General features: G+C 70.7%; 16 protein-coding genes. 8 read left to right on the top strand and 8 right to left on the bottom strand.

Annotated elements, in window-relative coordinates; genetic code table 11:
* The first annotated feature begins 18 nt into the window (after positions 1-18).
* The 5 genes from AC1DW8_RS04490 to AC1DW8_RS04510 all read left to right on the top strand — a co-directional run bounded on the left by AC1DW8_RS04490 (position 19) and on the right by AC1DW8_RS04510 (position 6503).
* The gene (locus AC1DW8_RS04490; protein WP_056774711.1) at positions 19-1518 is read left to right on the top strand and encodes a CoA-acylating methylmalonate-semialdehyde dehydrogenase; all 1500 of its coding nucleotides are present in this window, start codon (positions 19-21) and stop codon (positions 1516-1518) included.
* A 32-nt stretch (positions 1519-1550) separates the two neighbouring features.
* Positions 1551-2483 carry a TIM barrel protein gene (locus tag AC1DW8_RS04495; RefSeq protein ID WP_056774709.1) on the top strand — a complete coding sequence of 311 codons (933 nt, stop codon included), beginning with the start codon at positions 1551-1553 and terminating at the stop codon, positions 2481-2483.
* A 33-nt stretch (positions 2484-2516) separates the two neighbouring features.
* Positions 2517-3521 carry a Gfo/Idh/MocA family protein gene (locus AC1DW8_RS04500; protein WP_478092201.1) on the top strand — a complete coding sequence of 335 codons (1005 nt, stop codon included), beginning with the start codon at positions 2517-2519 and terminating at the stop codon, positions 3519-3521.
* A gap of 264 nt (positions 3522-3785) precedes the next feature.
* Complete coding sequence (locus tag AC1DW8_RS04505) at positions 3786-5603, top strand: amino acid permease (protein ID WP_082622863.1); 1818 nt, start codon at positions 3786-3788, stop codon at positions 5601-5603.
* Positions 5604-5606: 3 nt separating this feature from the next.
* Positions 5607-6503: a universal stress protein gene (locus tag AC1DW8_RS04510; protein WP_056825979.1), complete on the top strand. Its 897-nt coding sequence runs from the start codon at positions 5607-5609 to the stop codon at positions 6501-6503.
* Positions 6504-6533: 30 nt separating this feature from the next.
* Here the strand turns inward: AC1DW8_RS04510 and uvrA are convergent, their stop codons facing one another.
* The 3 genes from uvrA to AC1DW8_RS04525 form a co-directional block, all read right to left on the bottom strand.
* The gene (gene uvrA / locus AC1DW8_RS04515) at positions 6534-9020 is read right to left on the bottom strand and encodes an excinuclease ABC subunit UvrA (protein WP_478092204.1); all 2487 of its coding nucleotides are present in this window, start codon (positions 9018-9020) and stop codon (positions 6534-6536) included.
* A 56-nt stretch (positions 9021-9076) separates the two neighbouring features.
* The gene (locus tag AC1DW8_RS04520) at positions 9077-9541 is read right to left on the bottom strand and encodes a hypothetical protein (protein WP_056774702.1); all 465 of its coding nucleotides are present in this window, start codon (positions 9539-9541) and stop codon (positions 9077-9079) included.
* A 110-nt stretch (positions 9542-9651) separates the two neighbouring features.
* On the bottom strand, positions 9652-10095 hold the full coding sequence (locus tag AC1DW8_RS04525; RefSeq protein WP_056774699.1) for a ferritin-like domain-containing protein: 444 nt from the start codon (positions 10093-10095) through the stop codon (positions 9652-9654).
* Between the two features lie 203 nt (positions 10096-10298).
* Between AC1DW8_RS04525 and AC1DW8_RS04530 the strand changes: the two genes are divergently transcribed.
* A complete protein-coding gene (locus AC1DW8_RS04530; protein WP_478092207.1) occupies positions 10299-11417 on the top strand; it encodes an ANTAR domain-containing protein in 1119 nt (372 codons plus the stop codon).
* A gap of 42 nt (positions 11418-11459) precedes the next feature.
* Here AC1DW8_RS04530 and AC1DW8_RS04535 read toward each other — a convergent pair whose 3' ends face one another.
* From AC1DW8_RS04535 to AC1DW8_RS04555, 5 genes are all read right to left on the bottom strand, one after another.
* Positions 11460-12047 (bottom strand): DUF6529 family protein, encoded by a 588-nt coding sequence (locus tag AC1DW8_RS04535; protein ID WP_056774693.1) that lies wholly within the window; start codon positions 12045-12047, stop codon positions 11460-11462.
* Between the two features lie 154 nt (positions 12048-12201).
* Complete coding sequence (locus AC1DW8_RS04540) at positions 12202-12993, bottom strand: Ltp family lipoprotein (protein WP_478092210.1); 792 nt, start codon at positions 12991-12993, stop codon at positions 12202-12204.
* A 109-nt stretch (positions 12994-13102) separates the two neighbouring features.
* Positions 13103-13507, bottom strand: coding sequence for a DUF1294 domain-containing protein (locus tag AC1DW8_RS04545; RefSeq protein WP_478092212.1), 405 nt, complete (start codon positions 13505-13507; stop codon positions 13103-13105).
* 162 nt (positions 13508-13669) lie between these two features.
* Positions 13670-14275, bottom strand: coding sequence for a dihydrofolate reductase family protein (locus AC1DW8_RS04550; protein ID WP_056774687.1), 606 nt, complete (start codon positions 14273-14275; stop codon positions 13670-13672).
* A gap of 121 nt (positions 14276-14396) precedes the next feature.
* Complete coding sequence (locus AC1DW8_RS04555) at positions 14397-15371, bottom strand: patatin-like phospholipase family protein (protein ID WP_478092214.1); 975 nt, start codon at positions 15369-15371, stop codon at positions 14397-14399.
* 227 nt (positions 15372-15598) lie between these two features.
* Between AC1DW8_RS04555 and AC1DW8_RS04560 the strand changes: the two genes are divergently transcribed.
* The gene (locus AC1DW8_RS04560; RefSeq protein WP_056774680.1) at positions 15599-15964 is read left to right on the top strand and encodes a nitroreductase/quinone reductase family protein; all 366 of its coding nucleotides are present in this window, start codon (positions 15599-15601) and stop codon (positions 15962-15964) included.
* Positions 15965-16067: 103 nt separating this feature from the next.
* A complete protein-coding gene (locus tag AC1DW8_RS04565) occupies positions 16068-16757 on the top strand; it encodes a GOLPH3/VPS74 family protein (RefSeq protein ID WP_478092217.1) in 690 nt (229 codons plus the stop codon).
* Positions 16758-16842: the final 85 nt, after the last annotated feature.

Raw genomic sequence — 16842 nt, forward strand, 5'->3', positions numbered from 1 at the left:
AACCCGAAGGACACTGCCATGAGCACGCCCACCCGCATCACCCACCTCATTGACGGCCAGCCGTGGGCCGGCACCGCCGAGCGCACGTCGCCCGTCTTCAACCCCGCGACGGGGGAGCAGTCCGGCGTGCTCGACCTCGCCTCGGCCTCGCTCGTCGACGAGGCCGTCACGTCCGCCGCCTCCGCGTGGGAGGAGTGGGCCGACGCCTCGCTCGCCAAGCGCTCGGGCGTGCTCTTCGCCTTCCGCGAGCTGCTCAACGAGCGCAAGGAGGACGTCGCGGCGCTCATCACGGCCGAGCACGGCAAGGTGCTCTCCGACGCGCTCGGCGAGGTGACGCGCGGCCTCGAGGTCGCCGAGTTCGCCTGTGGCATCCCGCACCTCATGCGCGGCGGCTTCTCGGAGAACGCCTCGACGAACGTCGACGTCTACTCGATCCGCCAGCCGCTCGGGGTCGTCGCCGTCATCTCGCCGTTCAACTTCCCGGCGATGGTGCCGATGTGGTTCATCCCCATCGCCATCGCGTGCGGCAACGCGGTGATCCTCAAGCCGTCCGAGAAGGACCCCTCGGCCGCGATCGCGGTCGCGGCGCTCTGGAAGGAGGCCGGCCTGCCCGACGGTGTCATGCAGGTCGTCAACGGCGACAAGGAGGCGGTCGACGCGCTGCTGAGGCACCCCGACGTGAAGTCGGTGTCGTTCGTCGGCTCGACGCCGATCGCGAAGTACGTCTACGAGACGGGCACCGCGCACGGCAAGCGGGTCCAGGCCCTCGGCGGCGCCAAGAACCACATGCTCGTCCTGCCGGACGCCGACCTCGACCTCGCCGCGGACGCGGCGGTCAACGCCGGCTTCGGCTCGGCGGGGGAGCGGTGCATGGCGATCTCGGCACTCGTCGCCGTCGAACCCATCGCGGACGAGCTGATCTCGAAGATCAAGGACCGCATGGGCAAGCTCGTCACCGGTGACGGCACGCGCGGCTGCGACATGGGCCCGCTCGTCACCTCGCAGCACCGCGACAAGGTGACGTCCTACCTCGACGCCGGGGTGTCCGAAGGTGCGACGCTCGTCGTCGACGGTCGTCAGGACTCCTACGAGTCCGACGGGGAGGGCTACTTCCTCGCGCCGACCCTCTTCGACCACGTCAAGCCCGGCATGTCGCTCTACGACGACGAGATCTTCGGTCCGGTGCTGTCGGTCGTTCGCGTCGGCTCCTACGACGAGGGCCTCACGCTCATCAACAGCAACCCCTACGGCAACGGCACGGCGATCTTCACCAACGACGGTGGCGCGGCCCGCAAGTTCCAGCGCAACGTCGAGGTCGGCATGGTCGGCGTCAACGTGCCGATCCCCGTGCCGGTGTCGTACTACTCCTTCGGCGGGTGGAAGAACTCGCTCTTCGGCGACACCCACGCCCACGGCATGGAGGGCGTCCACTTCTTCACCCGCGGCAAGGTCGTCACGTCGCGCTGGCTCGACCCGAGCCACGGCGGCCTCAACCTTGGCTTCCCCCAGAACGACTGACCCGCAACACTTTTCGAGAGGAACGAACGACCATGGCCGAGTCCAAGGCCCGCAACACCGACGACCGCTACAGCAAGCTGACGATCGGTGTCTGTCCTGACCAGTGGGGCGTCTGGTTCCCCGAGGACGAGAAGCAGATCCACTGGGAGACCGCGCTCGACGAGATGGCCGAGGCCGGCTTCTCGGTCATGGAGACGGGGCCGTTCGGCTACTTCCCCAAGGACCCGAAGCGCCTGCAGGAGGAGATGGACAAGCGAGGCTTCCAGGTCGTCGCCGGCACGGGCTGGGGCATCCTGCACAAGCCGGAGGCCTGGGCCGACACGGAGAAGACCTTCCGCGAGATCGCCGAGACGCACGCCGCCGTCGGGGCGGAGTACATCGTGCACCTACCGCCCCTCTTCCGCGACGACAAGACGTGGGAGTTCACCGACGACCGCGTGCTGTCGACGGAGGCGTGGAACGCCTACATCTCCAATGCCGACAAGCTCGGTCGCATCATGAAGGAGGACTACGGCCTCAAGATGGTCCTCCACCCGCACGGCGACAGCCACATCGAGACGCCCGAGGACATCGACCGCGTCTTCCAGGCGACCGACCCCGACTACGTCGGCTTCTGCCTCGACACCGGCCACATCGTCTACGGCGGTGGGGACCCGATGGAGCTGTGCCGCAAGTACCCCGAGCGCATCTCCTACGTCCACATCAAGGCGATGGACGAAGGCCTCGTCAAGCAGGCCCACGACGAGGACTGGCCCTTCGGTCTCGCTGTCGCCAAGGGCTGCTCCGTCGCACCGCCGGCCGGCGCGCCGGACATGCCGTCGCTCATCGAGGCCCTGGCCGACCTCGACAAGGAGCTCTACGTCGTGTGCGAGCAGGACATGTACCCGTGCGAGCCGTCCTACCCGCTGCCCAACGCCATCCAGACCCGCGAGTACCTCGCGTCCATCGGCCTCGGCCTCCGCTGAGCCCCTGCTCTCGCTGACGAAGGAGTCACACCAATGACCGTACGCATCGGCATGATTGGCCCGGGCGGCATGGGCCAGGCTCACATCGACCGGATCCACACCGTCATCGCGGGCGGGCGGGTCGTCGCCGTCTCCGACGTCGACCCGGCCCGAGCGGCCGAGGTGGCGTCGCGGGTCGACGGGACGGCATACGCGTCCTCGGCCGAGCTCATCGCCGCCGACGAGGTCGACGCCGTCATGATCTGCAGCTACGGGCCGGCGCACGAGGTGGACGTGCTCGCGGCCATCGCGGCGGGCAAGCCCGTCTTCTGCGAGAAGCCGCTGACGCCGACGGCGGAGGCCGCGCTGCGGATCATGGAGGCCGAGCAGGCCGGCGGGCGGCGCCTGGTGACAGTCGGATTCATGCGTCGCTTCGATCGGAGCTACCGCGAGATGAAGACGCTGCTCGACTCGGGCGAGCTCGGCGAGACGCTCATGGTCCACTGCGCGCACCGCAACCCGACCGTGCCCGAGCACTACACGTGGGACATGGCCATCAACGACACCGCGATCCACGAGGTCGACACGATGCGCTGGCTGCTCGGCGAGGAGTTCGTCTCGGCGCGGGTCGACAAGCCGAAGAAGACGTCGCTGCGCTTCGAGCACCTCCAGGACCCACTCGTGCTCATCCTCGAGACGGAGTCGGGGGTGCGCGTCGACGACGAGATCTTCGTCAACTGCCAGTTCGGCTACGACATCCGCTGCGAAGCCGTTGCCGAGACGGGGACGGTGTCGTTGGGCGACCAGAACGCGATCGTCGTGCGCGACGGCGTCGGGGTGCGCAACGCCATCGCCCGCGACCACAACGACCGCTTCTGGGGCGCCTTCGTCACCGAGGTGCAGGAGTGGATCTCCGCAGTGGCGCGGGGCGAGCACACCGGGTCGACGTCGTGGGACGGGTATGCCGCCGCGTGCGTCTGTGACGCCGGTGTCCGAGCGCTCACCGACGAGGGCGTCGTCAAGGTCGAGATGATCGCGAAGCCCGACTTCTACGCCTGACGTCGGGCGCCGGCCGGCTCACGGCCACACCGATGGAACGCGGTGGATCGCCGGCACCAGGTACCGGCGATCCACCGCGGTGAACGCTCGGATCGCCCTGATCGGCAAGGTTGGACTCGCGTGGACAGATGGTCCGCTCGTGGCTACTTTGGGCAGATCGTCGCGGGGGCGGTCAGCCTCCTCGGTCCGATCGAGAGGGCTGTCCCATGTCTCGTCACGTGAACCCCTGTCACTGCTCCACCACCATGGATCGGACGGCCTGACGTGGCCGGCGCGGGGCCGGAGCTCAAGCGGTCGCTCAACCAGCGGCAGCTGACGATGATCGCCATGGGCGGCGTCATCGGGGCGGGCCTGTTCGTCGGCTCGGGCACCGTCATCCACGACACGGGCCCCGGGGCGTTCATCACCTACGCCCTGTGCGGCGTCCTCATCATCATGGTGATGCGGATGCTGGCCGAGATGGCCGTGGCCAACCCGTCGACCGGCTCGTTCGCCGACTACTCCCGCAAGGCGCTCGGTGACTGGGCGGGCTTCTCCGTCGGCTGGCTCTACTGGTACTTCTGGGTCATCGTCGTGGGCTTCGAGGCCGTCGCCGGCGCCAAGGTCATCAACTTCTGGCTGCCGGGGGTGCCGACGTGGGTGCTGAGCCTCCTGCTCATGCTCCTCATGACGGGCACCAACCTCATCTCGGTCTCGTCGTTCGGGGAGTTCGAGTTCTGGTTCGCCGGGATCAAGGTCGCGGCGATCATCGTCTTCCTCGCCTGCGGTGCCCTCTTCGTCTTCGGCATCTGGCCGAACGCCGACCTCGACTTCAGCAACCTCACCGCGCACGGCGGCTTCTTCCCCAACGGCGGACTGGCGGTCACGGCGGGTGTCGTGACGGTGATCTTCTCGATGGTGGGCGCCGAGATCGCGACCATCGCCGCAGCCGAGTCCGACAACCCGGAGCGGGCCGTGTCCAAGGCCGCGAACTCCGTCATCACCCGCATCGCCATCTTCTTCGTCGGCTCGATCTTCCTGCTCGCGGTGATCCTGCCGTGGAACTCGGCCACCCTGGAGGCGTCGCCCTACGTCGCGGCCTTCCAGGAGATGGGCATCCCGTATGCCGACCACGTGATGAACGCGGTCGTGCTGACCGCCGTGCTCAGCTGCCTCAACTCCGGCCTCTACACCGCGTCCCGGATGCTCTTCGTGCTGGCCGCCCGCCGGGAGGCACCCGCCTCGATGGTCTCGGTCAACTCCCGTGGCGTGCCGATGGTCGCCATCCTGGCCTCGTCGGTCGTCGGCTTCCTCGCCGTCATCATGGCCGCCGTCTCGCCCGACACCGTCTTCTCGTTCCTGCTCAACTCGTCCGGCGCCGTCATCCTCTTCGTCTACCTGCTCATCGCCGTCTCGCAGATCATCCTGCGCTACCGGGCTGACGCGTCGACGCTCAAGGTGAAGATGTGGTGGTTCCCCGCCCTGTCGGTCATCACGGCGCTCGGCATCGTCCTGGTGCTCGTCCAGATGGGACTCACCGAGGACGTGCGCATCCAGCTCGTGCTGAGCCTCGTGTCGTTCGGCATCGTCCTCGTCCTCTTCTTCATCAACCGGGCCCGCATCGCCCGCCTGCCCGAGCGTGTCGCGCCCGACCACACCGGTGAGGCACGGCGCGTGCTCGTGCTCGCCAACCAGACCCTCGAGGCCGACGAGCTGATGCGCGAGCTCCAGCGCATCGACGCCATGGGCAAGGCGACCTACTACGTCTGCGTCCCCGCCAGTGCCGTCGAGACGGGCACCGCCTCGACGCACGGCGCCGTGTCCGTCGCCGAGGCGACGACCGAGGCGGCGCAGGCCCGGCTGGACCGGACCCTCGAGGCCCTCACGGCGCACCACCTCGACGCGACCGGCGGGCTCGGCGACTACCGGCCCCTGCGTGCCCTCCGGGCGGCGGTGAGCCACTTCGACCCCGACCAGATCGTCATCGTGACGCTGCCTGCCACGGACTCGATCTGGCAGCGCTTCGAGGTCGTCGACCGGGCCGGCGAGCTCGGTCTGCCGGTGACCCACGTCGAGGCCGCCTCGCTCGTCATGCAGGCCTGAGCCGTGGCCATCGTCGTCGCCTACACGGCGCAGGACAGCGGCGCGTCGGCGCTCGAGCTGGCCGCCGTGCTGTCACGGTCGACGGGCGAGCCCCTCACCGTGGCCGTCGTCGTGACGACCCCGCACGCAGCGGGGGCCGCGGAGTTCGTCGACGGGGACTACCTCGGGCCGCTCCGCGACTGGGGCGAGTCGGTCCTCGAGCAGGCCCGGACGGCGCTGCCTCCTGACGTCGAGGCGAGCTTCGTGGTGCGTGCGGCATCGTCGATCCCCGCCGGCCTGCTCGAGCTGGCGGCCGAGGTCGACGCGTCCGCCCTCGTGCTCGGCTCGTCGAGCAAGGGCGCGCTGGGTCGCATCTCCTTCGGCAGCGTGACCGACCGGCTCGTGCACTCGGCGCCCCTCCCGGTGCTCCTGGCCCCCCTCGGATACCGACCCACGCCGGGCTCTCGCATCCGCCGGGTCAGCATCGGCTTCGGCGGGTCTGCGGGCGCGTCGCACGTGGCGGCCGTGGGGGCCGCGGTCGCCGAAGCCCTCGGTGCGAGCCTGCGGGCGGTGTCGTTCGCCGTCCGGCCGCCCAAGCGGATCTACGGCAGCGTCGAGGAGTCGGCCGACGACCTCGTCGTCGACCGGTGGGTGGCGCGCACGACGAGCGCTCTCCGGGCCCAGGTGGGAGCCCACGACGCCGCACTGGCCGAGCGTCTCGCCCGGTCGCTCGTCGTCGGCGAGGGAGTCTCGTGGAGCACGGCGATCTGGGACGTCGAGTGGAGCGACGGCGACCTGCTCGTCGTCGGTCCGAGCTCGTCGGCCCCGGCCGCCCGGCTCTTCCTCGGCTCGCGCGCCTCGAAGATCATCCGGTCGGCACCGGTGCCCGTCTACCTCGTGCCGGCCCCCCGAGCAGGCTGAGCCTCCTTCTGCACCAAGCAGATCCGGCCGCTACCGGTCCGCGTGAGAGGAGAGCTGGGCGGCGAGATAGGGCGCTGTCGCGCTCCCCTCGACGCCCGCGACCTGCTCCGGGGTGCCCGTCGCCACGACACGGCCCCCCGCGTCCCCACCGCCCGGGCCGAGGTCGATGACCCAGTCCGCGCTGACGATGGTGCCGAGGTCGTGCTCGACGAGCACGACGGTGTTCCCGGCGTCGACCAGCGTGTGGAGCTGGCGCAGCAGCAGGGCGATGTCGGCCGGGTGCAGCCCGGCCGTGGGCTCGTCGAGGAGGTAGAGGGCGTGCCCGCGCCGGGTCCGCTGCAGCTCGGTCGCCAGCTTGATCCGCTGGGCCTCCCCACCGCTCAGCTCGGTGGCGGGCTGACCGAGACGCAGGTAGCCGAGCCCCACCTCGCGCAGCGTCGTGAGGCTGCGCGCGGCGGCCGGCACGTCGGCGAGGAAGTCGGCGGCCTCGTCGACGGAGAGGGCCAGCACGTCGGCGACGTTCTTGCCGCGGTGGGTGATCTCGAGCGTCGCGGCGTTGTAGCGCGCGCCGTGGCAGGTCGGGCACGGCGCATACGTCCCGGGCAGGAAGAGCAGCTCGACGGAGACGAAGCCCTCGCCCTGACACGTCTCACAGCGTCCCTCGGCGACGTTGAAGGAGAAGCGGCCCGCGCCGTAGCCGCGGGCGCGCGCCTCGGGGGTGGCGGCATACAGCTTGCGCACGGCGTCGAAGAGGCCGGTGTACGTGGCGAGGTTCGAGCGCGGGGTGCGCCCGATGGGCCGCTGGTCGACACGGACGAGCCGGTCGAACGACTCGAGGCCGGTGGCGTCGTCGACGTCGATCTCGAGCTCGGTCTCCTCGGGGTCGTCGGGGCTCTGGCCGAGGTGGCGGCGGACGAGCTCGGAGAGCACCTGGGTGACGAGCGTCGACTTGCCCGACCCCGAGACTCCGGTGACGGCCGTCAGGACGCAGAGCGGGACGTCGACGGAGACGTCGTCGAGGTTGTGCCGGCTGATCCCGCGCAGGTGCAGCCAGCCCTGGGGCTCGCGCTGCGGCCGCGGGGGACGCTCGGCGCGGCCGAAGAGGTGGTGCCCGGTGACCGAGGCCTCGACGTGCTCGAGCCCGTCGACCGGACCCGAGTAGAGCACGTGGCCGCCCTGCTCGCCCGCGCCCGGACCGATGTCGACGACCCAGTCGGCGCGGCGGACGATGTCGAGGTCGTGCTCGACGACGAAGAGCGAGTTGCCCGAGCGCTTGAGCGCGTCGAGCACCTCGAGCAGCGGCGCGGCATCGGCCGGGTGCAGCCCCGCGGACGGCTCGTCGAGGACGTAGACGACCCCGAAGAGGCCGGACCGCAGCTGGGACGCGATGCGCAGGCGCTGGGCCTCACCGGGGGAGAGCGTCGTCGAGCTGCGTCCCAGCGAGAGGTAGCCGAGGCCGAGGTCGAGCAGCACCTGGACGCGCGCGAGGAGGTCGGTGCAGAGACGCACGGCGACTTCGGTGGCCTCGCCCGACGTGGCGGACGACGTCGCCGCGCCGGCCTCGGTCAGCTCGGCGACGGGGCGCACCAGGGCCGCGAGGTCGGTGAAGGACAACGCGTTGGTATGCGCGATGCTCAGCCCGCGGAAGGTGACGGCGAGGGCGTCCTCCCGCAGTCCCGTGCCGTGGCACGCCGGGCACCGGACGCTGCGGACGAAGCGCAGGGCCTTGTCGCGCATCATCTGGCTCTTCGTGTCGGCCAGGGTGTGGCGGATGTGCTTGCGGGCGCTCCAGAAGGTGCCGTGGTAGTCGCGGCCTGTCGTGTCGTCGGCCTCACCGCGCCGGTCGATGAGCACCCGCGGCTGCTCGTCGGTGTAGAGCAGCCAGTCGCGGTCCGCGCGGGAGAGGTCACGCCAAGGTGCCTCGACGTCGATCCCGAGGGTCCTCGTGACGCGCACGAGGTTCTTGCCCTGCCAGGCGCCCGGCCAGGCCGCGATGGCGCCGCCGCGGATGCTCAGGGACGGGTCGGGGACGAGCAGGTCCTCGGCGACGTCGTGCGCCTCGCCCAGCCCGTGGCACTCGGGGCATGCCCCGGCGGCGGTGTTGGGGGAGAAGGCCTCTGCTTCGAGGCGGGTCGCGCCGACGGGGTAGGTGCCGGCGCGGGAGTAGAGCATCCGCACGAGGTTGGAGAGGGTCGTCAGCGTGCCGACGGTCGAGCGCGAGCTCGGGGCGCCGCGGCGCTGCTGGAGGGCGACGGCCGGCGGCAGGCCGGTGATCTCCTGCACGTGCGGGGCGCCGACCTGCTGGAGCAGCCGGCGGGCGTAGGGCGCCACCGACTCGAAGTAGCGCCGCTGCGCCTCGGCATAGAGGGTGCCGAAGGCGAGGGAGGACTTGCCCGAGCCGGAGACGCCGGTGAAGGCCACCATCGCGTCACGCGGCAGGTCGACGTCGACGGTCTTGAGGTTGTGCTCGCTGGCTCCGCGGACGTGGACGAAGTGGTCGGTCGGGTCGAGGTGCACGTGACCTGTCTAGTCGCTCGGGCCCGGGCGGGCACCATCGGTCGTGGCCGGTCGGGTCAGTACTCGCCCTTGATGACGAAGTAGGAGCCCCGGATCGTGCCGGCCAGCTTCGACCTCTGACGGGCGAACTTGAACCGGGACGCGAGCTCCTCGGGGACCTCCATGCCGTCGGAGAGCTTGAAGCCGACGGCGCGCTTGCCCGCCGGGTCGATCGCGTACATGACGTTGATCGACAGGCCGGACTCGTAGAAGACGTAGGCCATCCTGAGCCCGTCGACCTCGAACGCCGTGGCCTCGAGGGGCCGCGACTCGATCGTGAGGTCACGCTCCTCCGCGAGGATGCGGTGGACGTACTCGACGATCTCGCTCGCGTCTGCCGCGGGCTCGACGGTGAGGACGTGGTCGTACTTGTTCTTGTAGTAGCGCGCCTCGTTGGCCCGGAGGCCGGCCAGCGCCTCCGCGACGGGGGAGCTCTCGAGCCCCTCGGTGGACACGTCCACGAAGTCGACGACGTACGACACGGCATACCTCCTGGTCTCGGGGCTTCGTCGCCACAGTAGCGCCGCGCCCACGCGATGACCCCTCCACCGGACCGGGGCCGGTGGAGGGGCCAGGCCGAGCCCGGGCGCCGTCAGTCGGCGACGTGGAGGGCCTTGACCTCGTCGCGGGCAGCCACGATCGCGGCGTGCTGGCGGGTCACGACGGCGCGGAAGCCGGCGCTGAGGTCGGCCTTCTCGGCCTTCTCGTACTCGGAGACCGCGTGGTCCTCGCCGGTCACGGCCGCGCCGAGGACGCTGCCCGCGTCGTCGCCCGTCAGGGCGTCCTTGAGCGAGATCCAGCCGCGGTGCACGGTCGCCGCGACCGAGCCGCTCTCGTCGACGTCGTCGCCGTACTCATGGCCCATCTCGACGATCTCGCGGTGGAAGCCGGCGCGCTGCTCAGACAGCCGCTGCAGGGTGGTGGCCCACTCGGCGCGGTCGCTGTCACGCAGCTTCTCCGCAGCTGAGGCGAAGCCGCGCTCGCCGTCCTTCAGCGTCTCCACGAGGTCCTTGGCGACCTTCTCGTCATCCGACATGTGCACTCCTTCGATCGGGTTGCTGGTCCCTCGGGTCCTACCCGACGGCGTCACGACCCAACCGCGGGCAGCCAGGGTCCCCCCGCGCCGGGTGTGCCACGAGCTGGCGCTCGCGGTCGGCGCTTCACGCGTAGCGATCTGATGAGCACCGCCCGACGATAGAGTCGAGGAAGGATCCGGGCGTCTGGGAGGAGGCCACGGCGATGGCATCGGAATCGGTCGAGGACGAGCGCCAGTGGGCTGCCGAGAAGCGCGACTTCGTCGCCGACCGACGTGACGAGCTGGCGGCCGAGCGCGACGCCGTCGCGGACGCGAGGGACGCGATCGCGGACGCGCGACAGGCTCGGCTGGACGAGCGGGAACGGCAGCTGGGCGCCCGCGCGGTCGAGCTCGGATCCACAGGTGACAGTGTCGAATCGGCTGCTTCACGAGTTGCCGACCGGGCCGGCCGGGCACGGGCGCTCGAGGACCGTGAGGAGATGGCCACCTCACGCGATGCCGCCGAGGTCGACCGGGACGAGGCTGCTGAGCGACGGCACGCGGCCACTCCGACGACCAAGCTGGCCGCGGCGTTCGCCGAGGTCGCCGAGCACCTCTACGCCGCCGACTCCTTCGACGAGGTCATGTCGCGGATCGCCCAGGCCGCGGTGAGCACCATCGCGGGGTGCCAGATGGCCAGCGTCACGCTCCGGGAGAGCGGGGCCTTCCAGACCGCAGCGACCACGGCCTCGGCCGCCACGGCCGTCGACGACGCGCAGTACGCGGCACACGAGGGACCCTGCCTGGACGCGGTGGACGAAGCCATCGTGTATGCGCGGGCCTTCCCCGACACCCGCTGGCCGACGCTGGCGTCACGCCCGGTCGACCACGGCGCCGAGTCCGCTGCCTCCTACCGCCTGGCCGCGCCGAGACTGTGGACCGACGGCGCCGGGGGCTCGCTCAACACCTACGGGGCCGAGCCGGATGCGTTCAGCGACGACGCGCGGGACATCGGGCTCATCCTGGCTGCGCACGCGGGGCTGGCCGCGGGAGCAGCCCACGAACGTCGCGACCTCGAGGACCTGGCCGAGGGGCTGAACCAGGCACTCGTGTCCAGGGACGTCATCGGCCAGGCCAAGGGGATCCTCATGGAGCGGCTGAAGCTCACCCCGGAGGATGCGTTCGACGCCCTGCGACGGGCGTCCCAGCGGCTCAACGAGAAGCTCCGGTCGGTGGCTGTCACGGTGGCGCAGACGGGCGAGTTCGACAGCAGCGACGCCCCGCGGGCGGACTCGGGTGCGACCCGGCCGCCTGCGCGAGCCCGCGACGCGGGCGGGGCGTGAGCACCCGGCATACAACGGGTGACGATCACGGGTGCTGAGGGGTCAGCCGTAGCCACCCGAGCCCGGCCAGCCCCGGGCCGCGATGTACCAGATCGCCGACGTCAGCACGGCGCCGATGAGCAGCGCGAAGAGCAGACCGCCGGCCACGGGCAGGAACCAGCCGGGTGCGCGCCTGGACCGGACCGCGACGACCTTGACGACGACGGCACCGATGACGGCGCACCCGAGGATGCCGTGCACGACGGTGCGCGTGGAGACGGGCTCGCCGTCACGGAGCGTCCCGGACTCGAGGCCGAGGGCCCAGAGGCAGTGGTAGGCGACGAGGACGATGAGCACGACGGCGACCGCGCCGCAGATGCGGTGGGCGGTGCCGAGCCAGGACGGCGCGCCGATGCCGAGCCTGCCGTAGAGCCAGAGGGCACCGACGAGCTGGAGCAGCGCGAGCACCCCGATCACCACGGACAGCACGACCTTCATGTCGATCACCGTGCGGAAGCCGAACGTCGTCGTGCCGGCGAGCGTCGGGTCGTGGACCTTGCCGAAGACCCCGACGAGCAGAGCGACGACCGCGCCCGCGGCGAACGCCGTCAGGGGGATCGCCAGGCTCTTCGCAGGCCTGCTGTCAGCCATGGTCTCAGGATCCTCCTGCCCGGCCCGTACGGGAGAGGAACGGCTCAAGACCGAGCCCGTCGCCTGAGACGGAAGGGTCCCGGGGTGCGCGGGGCCGGTCAGTCCGTGCGGGCTGACCGGCTCCACGCCGAGATGGGCTGCGCCGGCGAATCGCTCAGAGGCCGACGGCCGTGACGCCGTAGGTGGCCTGCGCGGTGGTGAAGCCCTCGAACTTCAGCTGTGAGATGAGCCCCCCGCGGGAGAACGGCGTCAGGTCGAGGTAGGACTGGGCCTTCTTGGCGGCCTGCTCCTTCCAGTTCACCGTGATGTGGTCGACGGCGAACGTCGCGTCGGCCTTGGAGAACTGCTCGAACCGCAGCTGCTCGATCAGACCCTTGCGCGAGAACGCCGTGAGCTCGAGGTAGGACTCGGCCTTGGCGACGGCCTGCTCCTGCGACACGGTCATGGCGTTGGCGGCTTCCTCAGCCGCCGCCTTCGCTGCAGCGGCCTTGGCGGCGGCGGCCTTGGCGGCAGCAACCTTCGCCGCGGCAGCCTTGGCCGCAGCAACCTTCGCAGCGGCAGCCTTGGCCGCTGCAGCCTTGGCGGCGGCCGCCTTGTCCGCCGCCGCCTTGTCCTCCGCGGCCTTGTCGGCGGCGGCCTTGTCCGCCGCTGCCGTGTCGACCGTGGCGGCCGGTGAGGCAGCCGGAGTCGTGGCGACGCCCGTCGTGGTCACGCTCGCGGCGGTGGCGGCGGTCGGAGTGGTCTTGGGGTTGTTGCCGGTCGTGCCGATGGCGATGAGAGCGACGACGAGGCCACCAGCCCACAGGCCGGCCTTCTTGCCCTTGCCCATCTTCGGCTTCGTCCTCGCGCCCGACTCCGTGAGCGGAGCGCCCTGCGGAGGTGCCCACGTCAACGGCGCGGTCGGCACTCCTTCGGGCGCGGGGTAGTGGTAGTTGTTGTCGCTCATGAATGGCTCTCCCTGTGGATTCCCTGGAACTGCTAGGGAAGTGTCCGGGCCCATTGGCGGTCGTGTCCCGGTTTCGGAGATATCGGTGGGGACGTGGCCCGGTCTGGATCTAGACGGACGACAGCTCGTGCACGAGCCAGGCGAGGGCCGCGCCGTTGGCGAGGACGGTGAACCAGAAGACCGTGCGGAAGGGCTGCTTGATCGTCTTGTGCCGGAAGACGTGTCGCGCGACGAGCGCCCCCGGCCAGCCACCCAGGAGGTCGATCGTGTGGAGCGTGGACTCCGGCGTACGCCGTTTGCCACTGACCGATGCCGCCGACTTGTCCGCCCGGTACATCGCGAAGGCGACGCCGCTGAGCAGGAGGTAGGCGACCGGTAGCCAGACCGGGAGGATGTCCCGCACCAGGAGGACCCCCAAGAGGCCGAAGAAGAGGATCGCGACGGCGACCGCCAGCAGGCTGCCGCGCGCTCGGCGGCGTCCACGCCGGTGTCCGACGCGGTTGTCTGCAGGCATCTCTTCGGCTCCTCGGCTCGGGATCGTCAGGCGGGACAGCCTGGCTCGAGGGGGAGCGGGTCGTCCTGACCGGACATTATGCGGCCCGCCCTGCTGCCCGTGGCGAGGATTCGCGAACGACGGTCGGGTCGGCGGCGCGGCCGAGCCGGGGGCGAGCTCGCGTCAGGAGGACTGGGCCGGGCGCACCGGGTAGCGCAGGTGCGTCACCCCGACGCCGGCGATGACGGTCGGGTCGCCGAGGACGGCCGGCGTCGTCGCGAGGTGGTCGAAGAGTCGCACCCCGGAGCCGAGCAGCACTGCGGCGACGTCGATCTGGAGGTGGTCGACCAGTCCGGCGTTGAGCAGCTGCTGGATCGTGTCGGCGCCGTGGACGCCCACGGACTTCTCGCCGGCGGCGTCCTTGGCCTGGCGCACCGCGCTCTCGATGCCGTCCGTCACGAAGTGGACGGTCGACCCGGGCCGGGGCCACCCGTCCGGGACGTCGTGAGTGACGACGAAGGCGGGGCCCCACGCGTGGTTGCCGCCCCAGCCCTGGGCGACCTCGAAGGTGCGGCGTCCGGTGAGGACGGCCCCGAGCTGGGGCGTGAGCTCGCGGAGGTACCGGGCGCTCGGCTCGGACACCCTGAACGTCATGGGGTCCGAGCCTCCGGTGGCGAACTCGACGTCACCGGAGGCGAAGTACCAGTCGAAGACCTGCATCACGTCGTCGTCGGGACCGGCGACGAAGCCGTCGAGCGACATGGACATGATGGCGACGACGTCAGACATGGTGGTGGTTCCTCTCCACAGTGGGTGCATGTGAACTGCTCTCACTCTGGCAACGAACAGCACCGCCTCGGTCGGACAGCGGTCACCGAACGTTCTCGCGGTGCCCCGGGTGGGAGCCCGGTCAGGCCCAGAGCTCGACCAGATGCTCCGCGAGGCCGAGGCCCTGGTCGTAGCCTCCTCGCGCGGCCGGCAGACGCGTCGACGGGTCGAGCGCGTTGGTGCCGAAGACGTCACCCGCTCGGCCGTCCGGGAAGACGGTCTCGACCCTGCTGCCACCCGCCCGCAGCTCCGCGACCTGGCTGGAGAGGTCCATGCCCCACTCGAGCGGCATGCGCGTCCGGCCGCTGAAGGGGGACAGCACGAGGACCCGCCCGTAGCCGGCTGCCAGATCGGCGTTCTCGCTGCGCCGGTAGCCGCCGTTGAGGTAGCGGTGCTCGCCGATCCGATAGGGCGTCATCGCCGAGGTGCTGGCGGCAACGGCGTCCACGAGGTCGACCCCGTTGTCCCGGTCGAAGACGACGGGCTCCCCGGTGTCCGCATCGACGGCGGTGATGAGGATGCGCTGACGCGGCCAGTCGTGGTGGGGGAGACGGGACGCGACGATGCTGCGCCACCGTGTCGGGTCGGACGGGTTGGCCGCCTCCCGCTCCAGCGCGGCCGCGCCCATCCGGCGACGCATGTCGTATGCGTTCTCCGACGTCGCGATGATCGTGTCCGACCACTCCAGGTAGTTCGCGCCCGAGACGTTCGATCCGCCTCGTCGGTGGGCTCCGCCACCCCGGGACGGAGGCGGGGGCACCTCAGCGAGGATGGCGGCATACAGCTCCGTCGGGCGTGTCCTGCCGGTGATCTGGGCTGCCACGGTCGACCCGGCCGAGGTCCCGACGACGAGGTCGGCCTCCGTGAGGTCGACGCCGGCATCCGAGAGCCCGGCGATGAGGCCGAGCTCCCACGCGTTGCCTGCGGCTCCCGCGCCGGCCAGCACGAGGGCGCGTTGGTCGGTGGAGGCCGATTGGCTTGTGGGGTGGGCTTGCTGGGCGATCGGCCAGTTACCTGGTTGTGGGTCTCGAGGCGTCGAGGCGGGAGTGGTGTTCATGGGAGTGCCTTTCGCGGGTTGCGTGGAGGGCCTCCCCGTGGCGACTACGTCGGTCGCGCGATCGTGGACTGCGGGGGAGCACCCAGTGCGGTTGCTGCGTTCACGGGTCTCACCTCCTGCGGACGGATCACGATCAGTCGGACGCTAGCAGCCCGACGGCCCAGTGCGCATCGTCAGGCGACCACGGGCAGGCGGCACGTCACCGCGATGTTCCATAGCCTTCATGGATGGACGTGGTGGAGATGCCGCCGACCGGCACCTGCGAGATCAGCACCGTCGGGCGCAGGAGTGGCCGCGTCACCAGGATCGAGATCTGGTACGTCGTGGTCGACGGACAGATTGTCCTGACCGGCACTCCCGGCTCGAGGCACTGGCTGGCCAACCTGCGCGCACACCGCGAGGCGGTGCTGCACCTGCGTGAGCCGCCCGACGATCGTGCAGTCGTGGCAGACGAGGTGACGGATCCGGCCGTGCGGCGACATGTCACCGAAGAGGCCTGGCGTCTCCAACCGTGGTACGCAGCCCAGCCGTACTCGATGGACGAATGGGTGAGCGGCTCGCCCATGGTCAGGCTGACAGCCCGTGACGAGTGAGGTGTCCGCCCGGAACGCGCGACCATCGCCCCTGGGCCGCTCATCGTTCGGGCAGGGTCCAACGGCCCTACCCGTTCACGACCACGTCAGCCACGATCGAAGCATGCTGATCGCCGAGGATCTGTTGCTGTTGCTCACCGATGACGACACCGGAAAGCTGGCTGCTTCCAGCACCACGGTGGACATCGCACTGGGGGGTGCCCTGCTGGTCGAGCTCGCACTCACCGAACGTGTCGACGTCGCGGGTCCCGCGCAGGAGGTGGCGCCGGGACGCCTCGTCGTCCATGACCCAGGGCCCACCGGTGACGAGATCCTCGATGAGGCACTCGCAACGGTCACGAGCAAGGAAGGCAAGAAGCCCCAGACCGTGGTGACTGCCCTGGGCAGGGGCACCCGCCTCCGACTCTACGAGCGCCTCGCTGAGGGCGGTGTGCTCCGGGAGAAGGAGGGCCGGGTCCTTGGCGTCTTCCCGACTCACCGCTGGCCCGCCCAGGACGCCAGTCACGAGGCGGCGGTCCGGGCCGCGCTCGAGTCCGCCCTGCGGCACGGCGCGGCCACCGACTTCCGGACCGGCGCACTCATCTCCCTGCTGTCCGCGCTCAACGCCGTCGCGGACGTCGTGGATCCGAGGGCAGTCGGCCTCTCGAAGCGGGAGCTGAACGCGAGCGCTCGCAGGATCGCCGAAGGCGACTGGGCAGCCGCCGCTGTTCGATCGGCCATCGGGAGCATGATGGCGGCCGTCACTGCAGCGATCGCGTCCGCCGTCGTCGTTGCCGGAAGTGGCGGCTCCTGAGCTGCAGCGCCAGTCGTCGCCGCTGCCGCTGCCGCTGCGAAGACGGCTCCCTGGGTCGGGATGACCGTCGTGGGCGACCTGTTGA

This window comes from Terrabacter sp. P2_E3 (assembly GCF_056403915.1).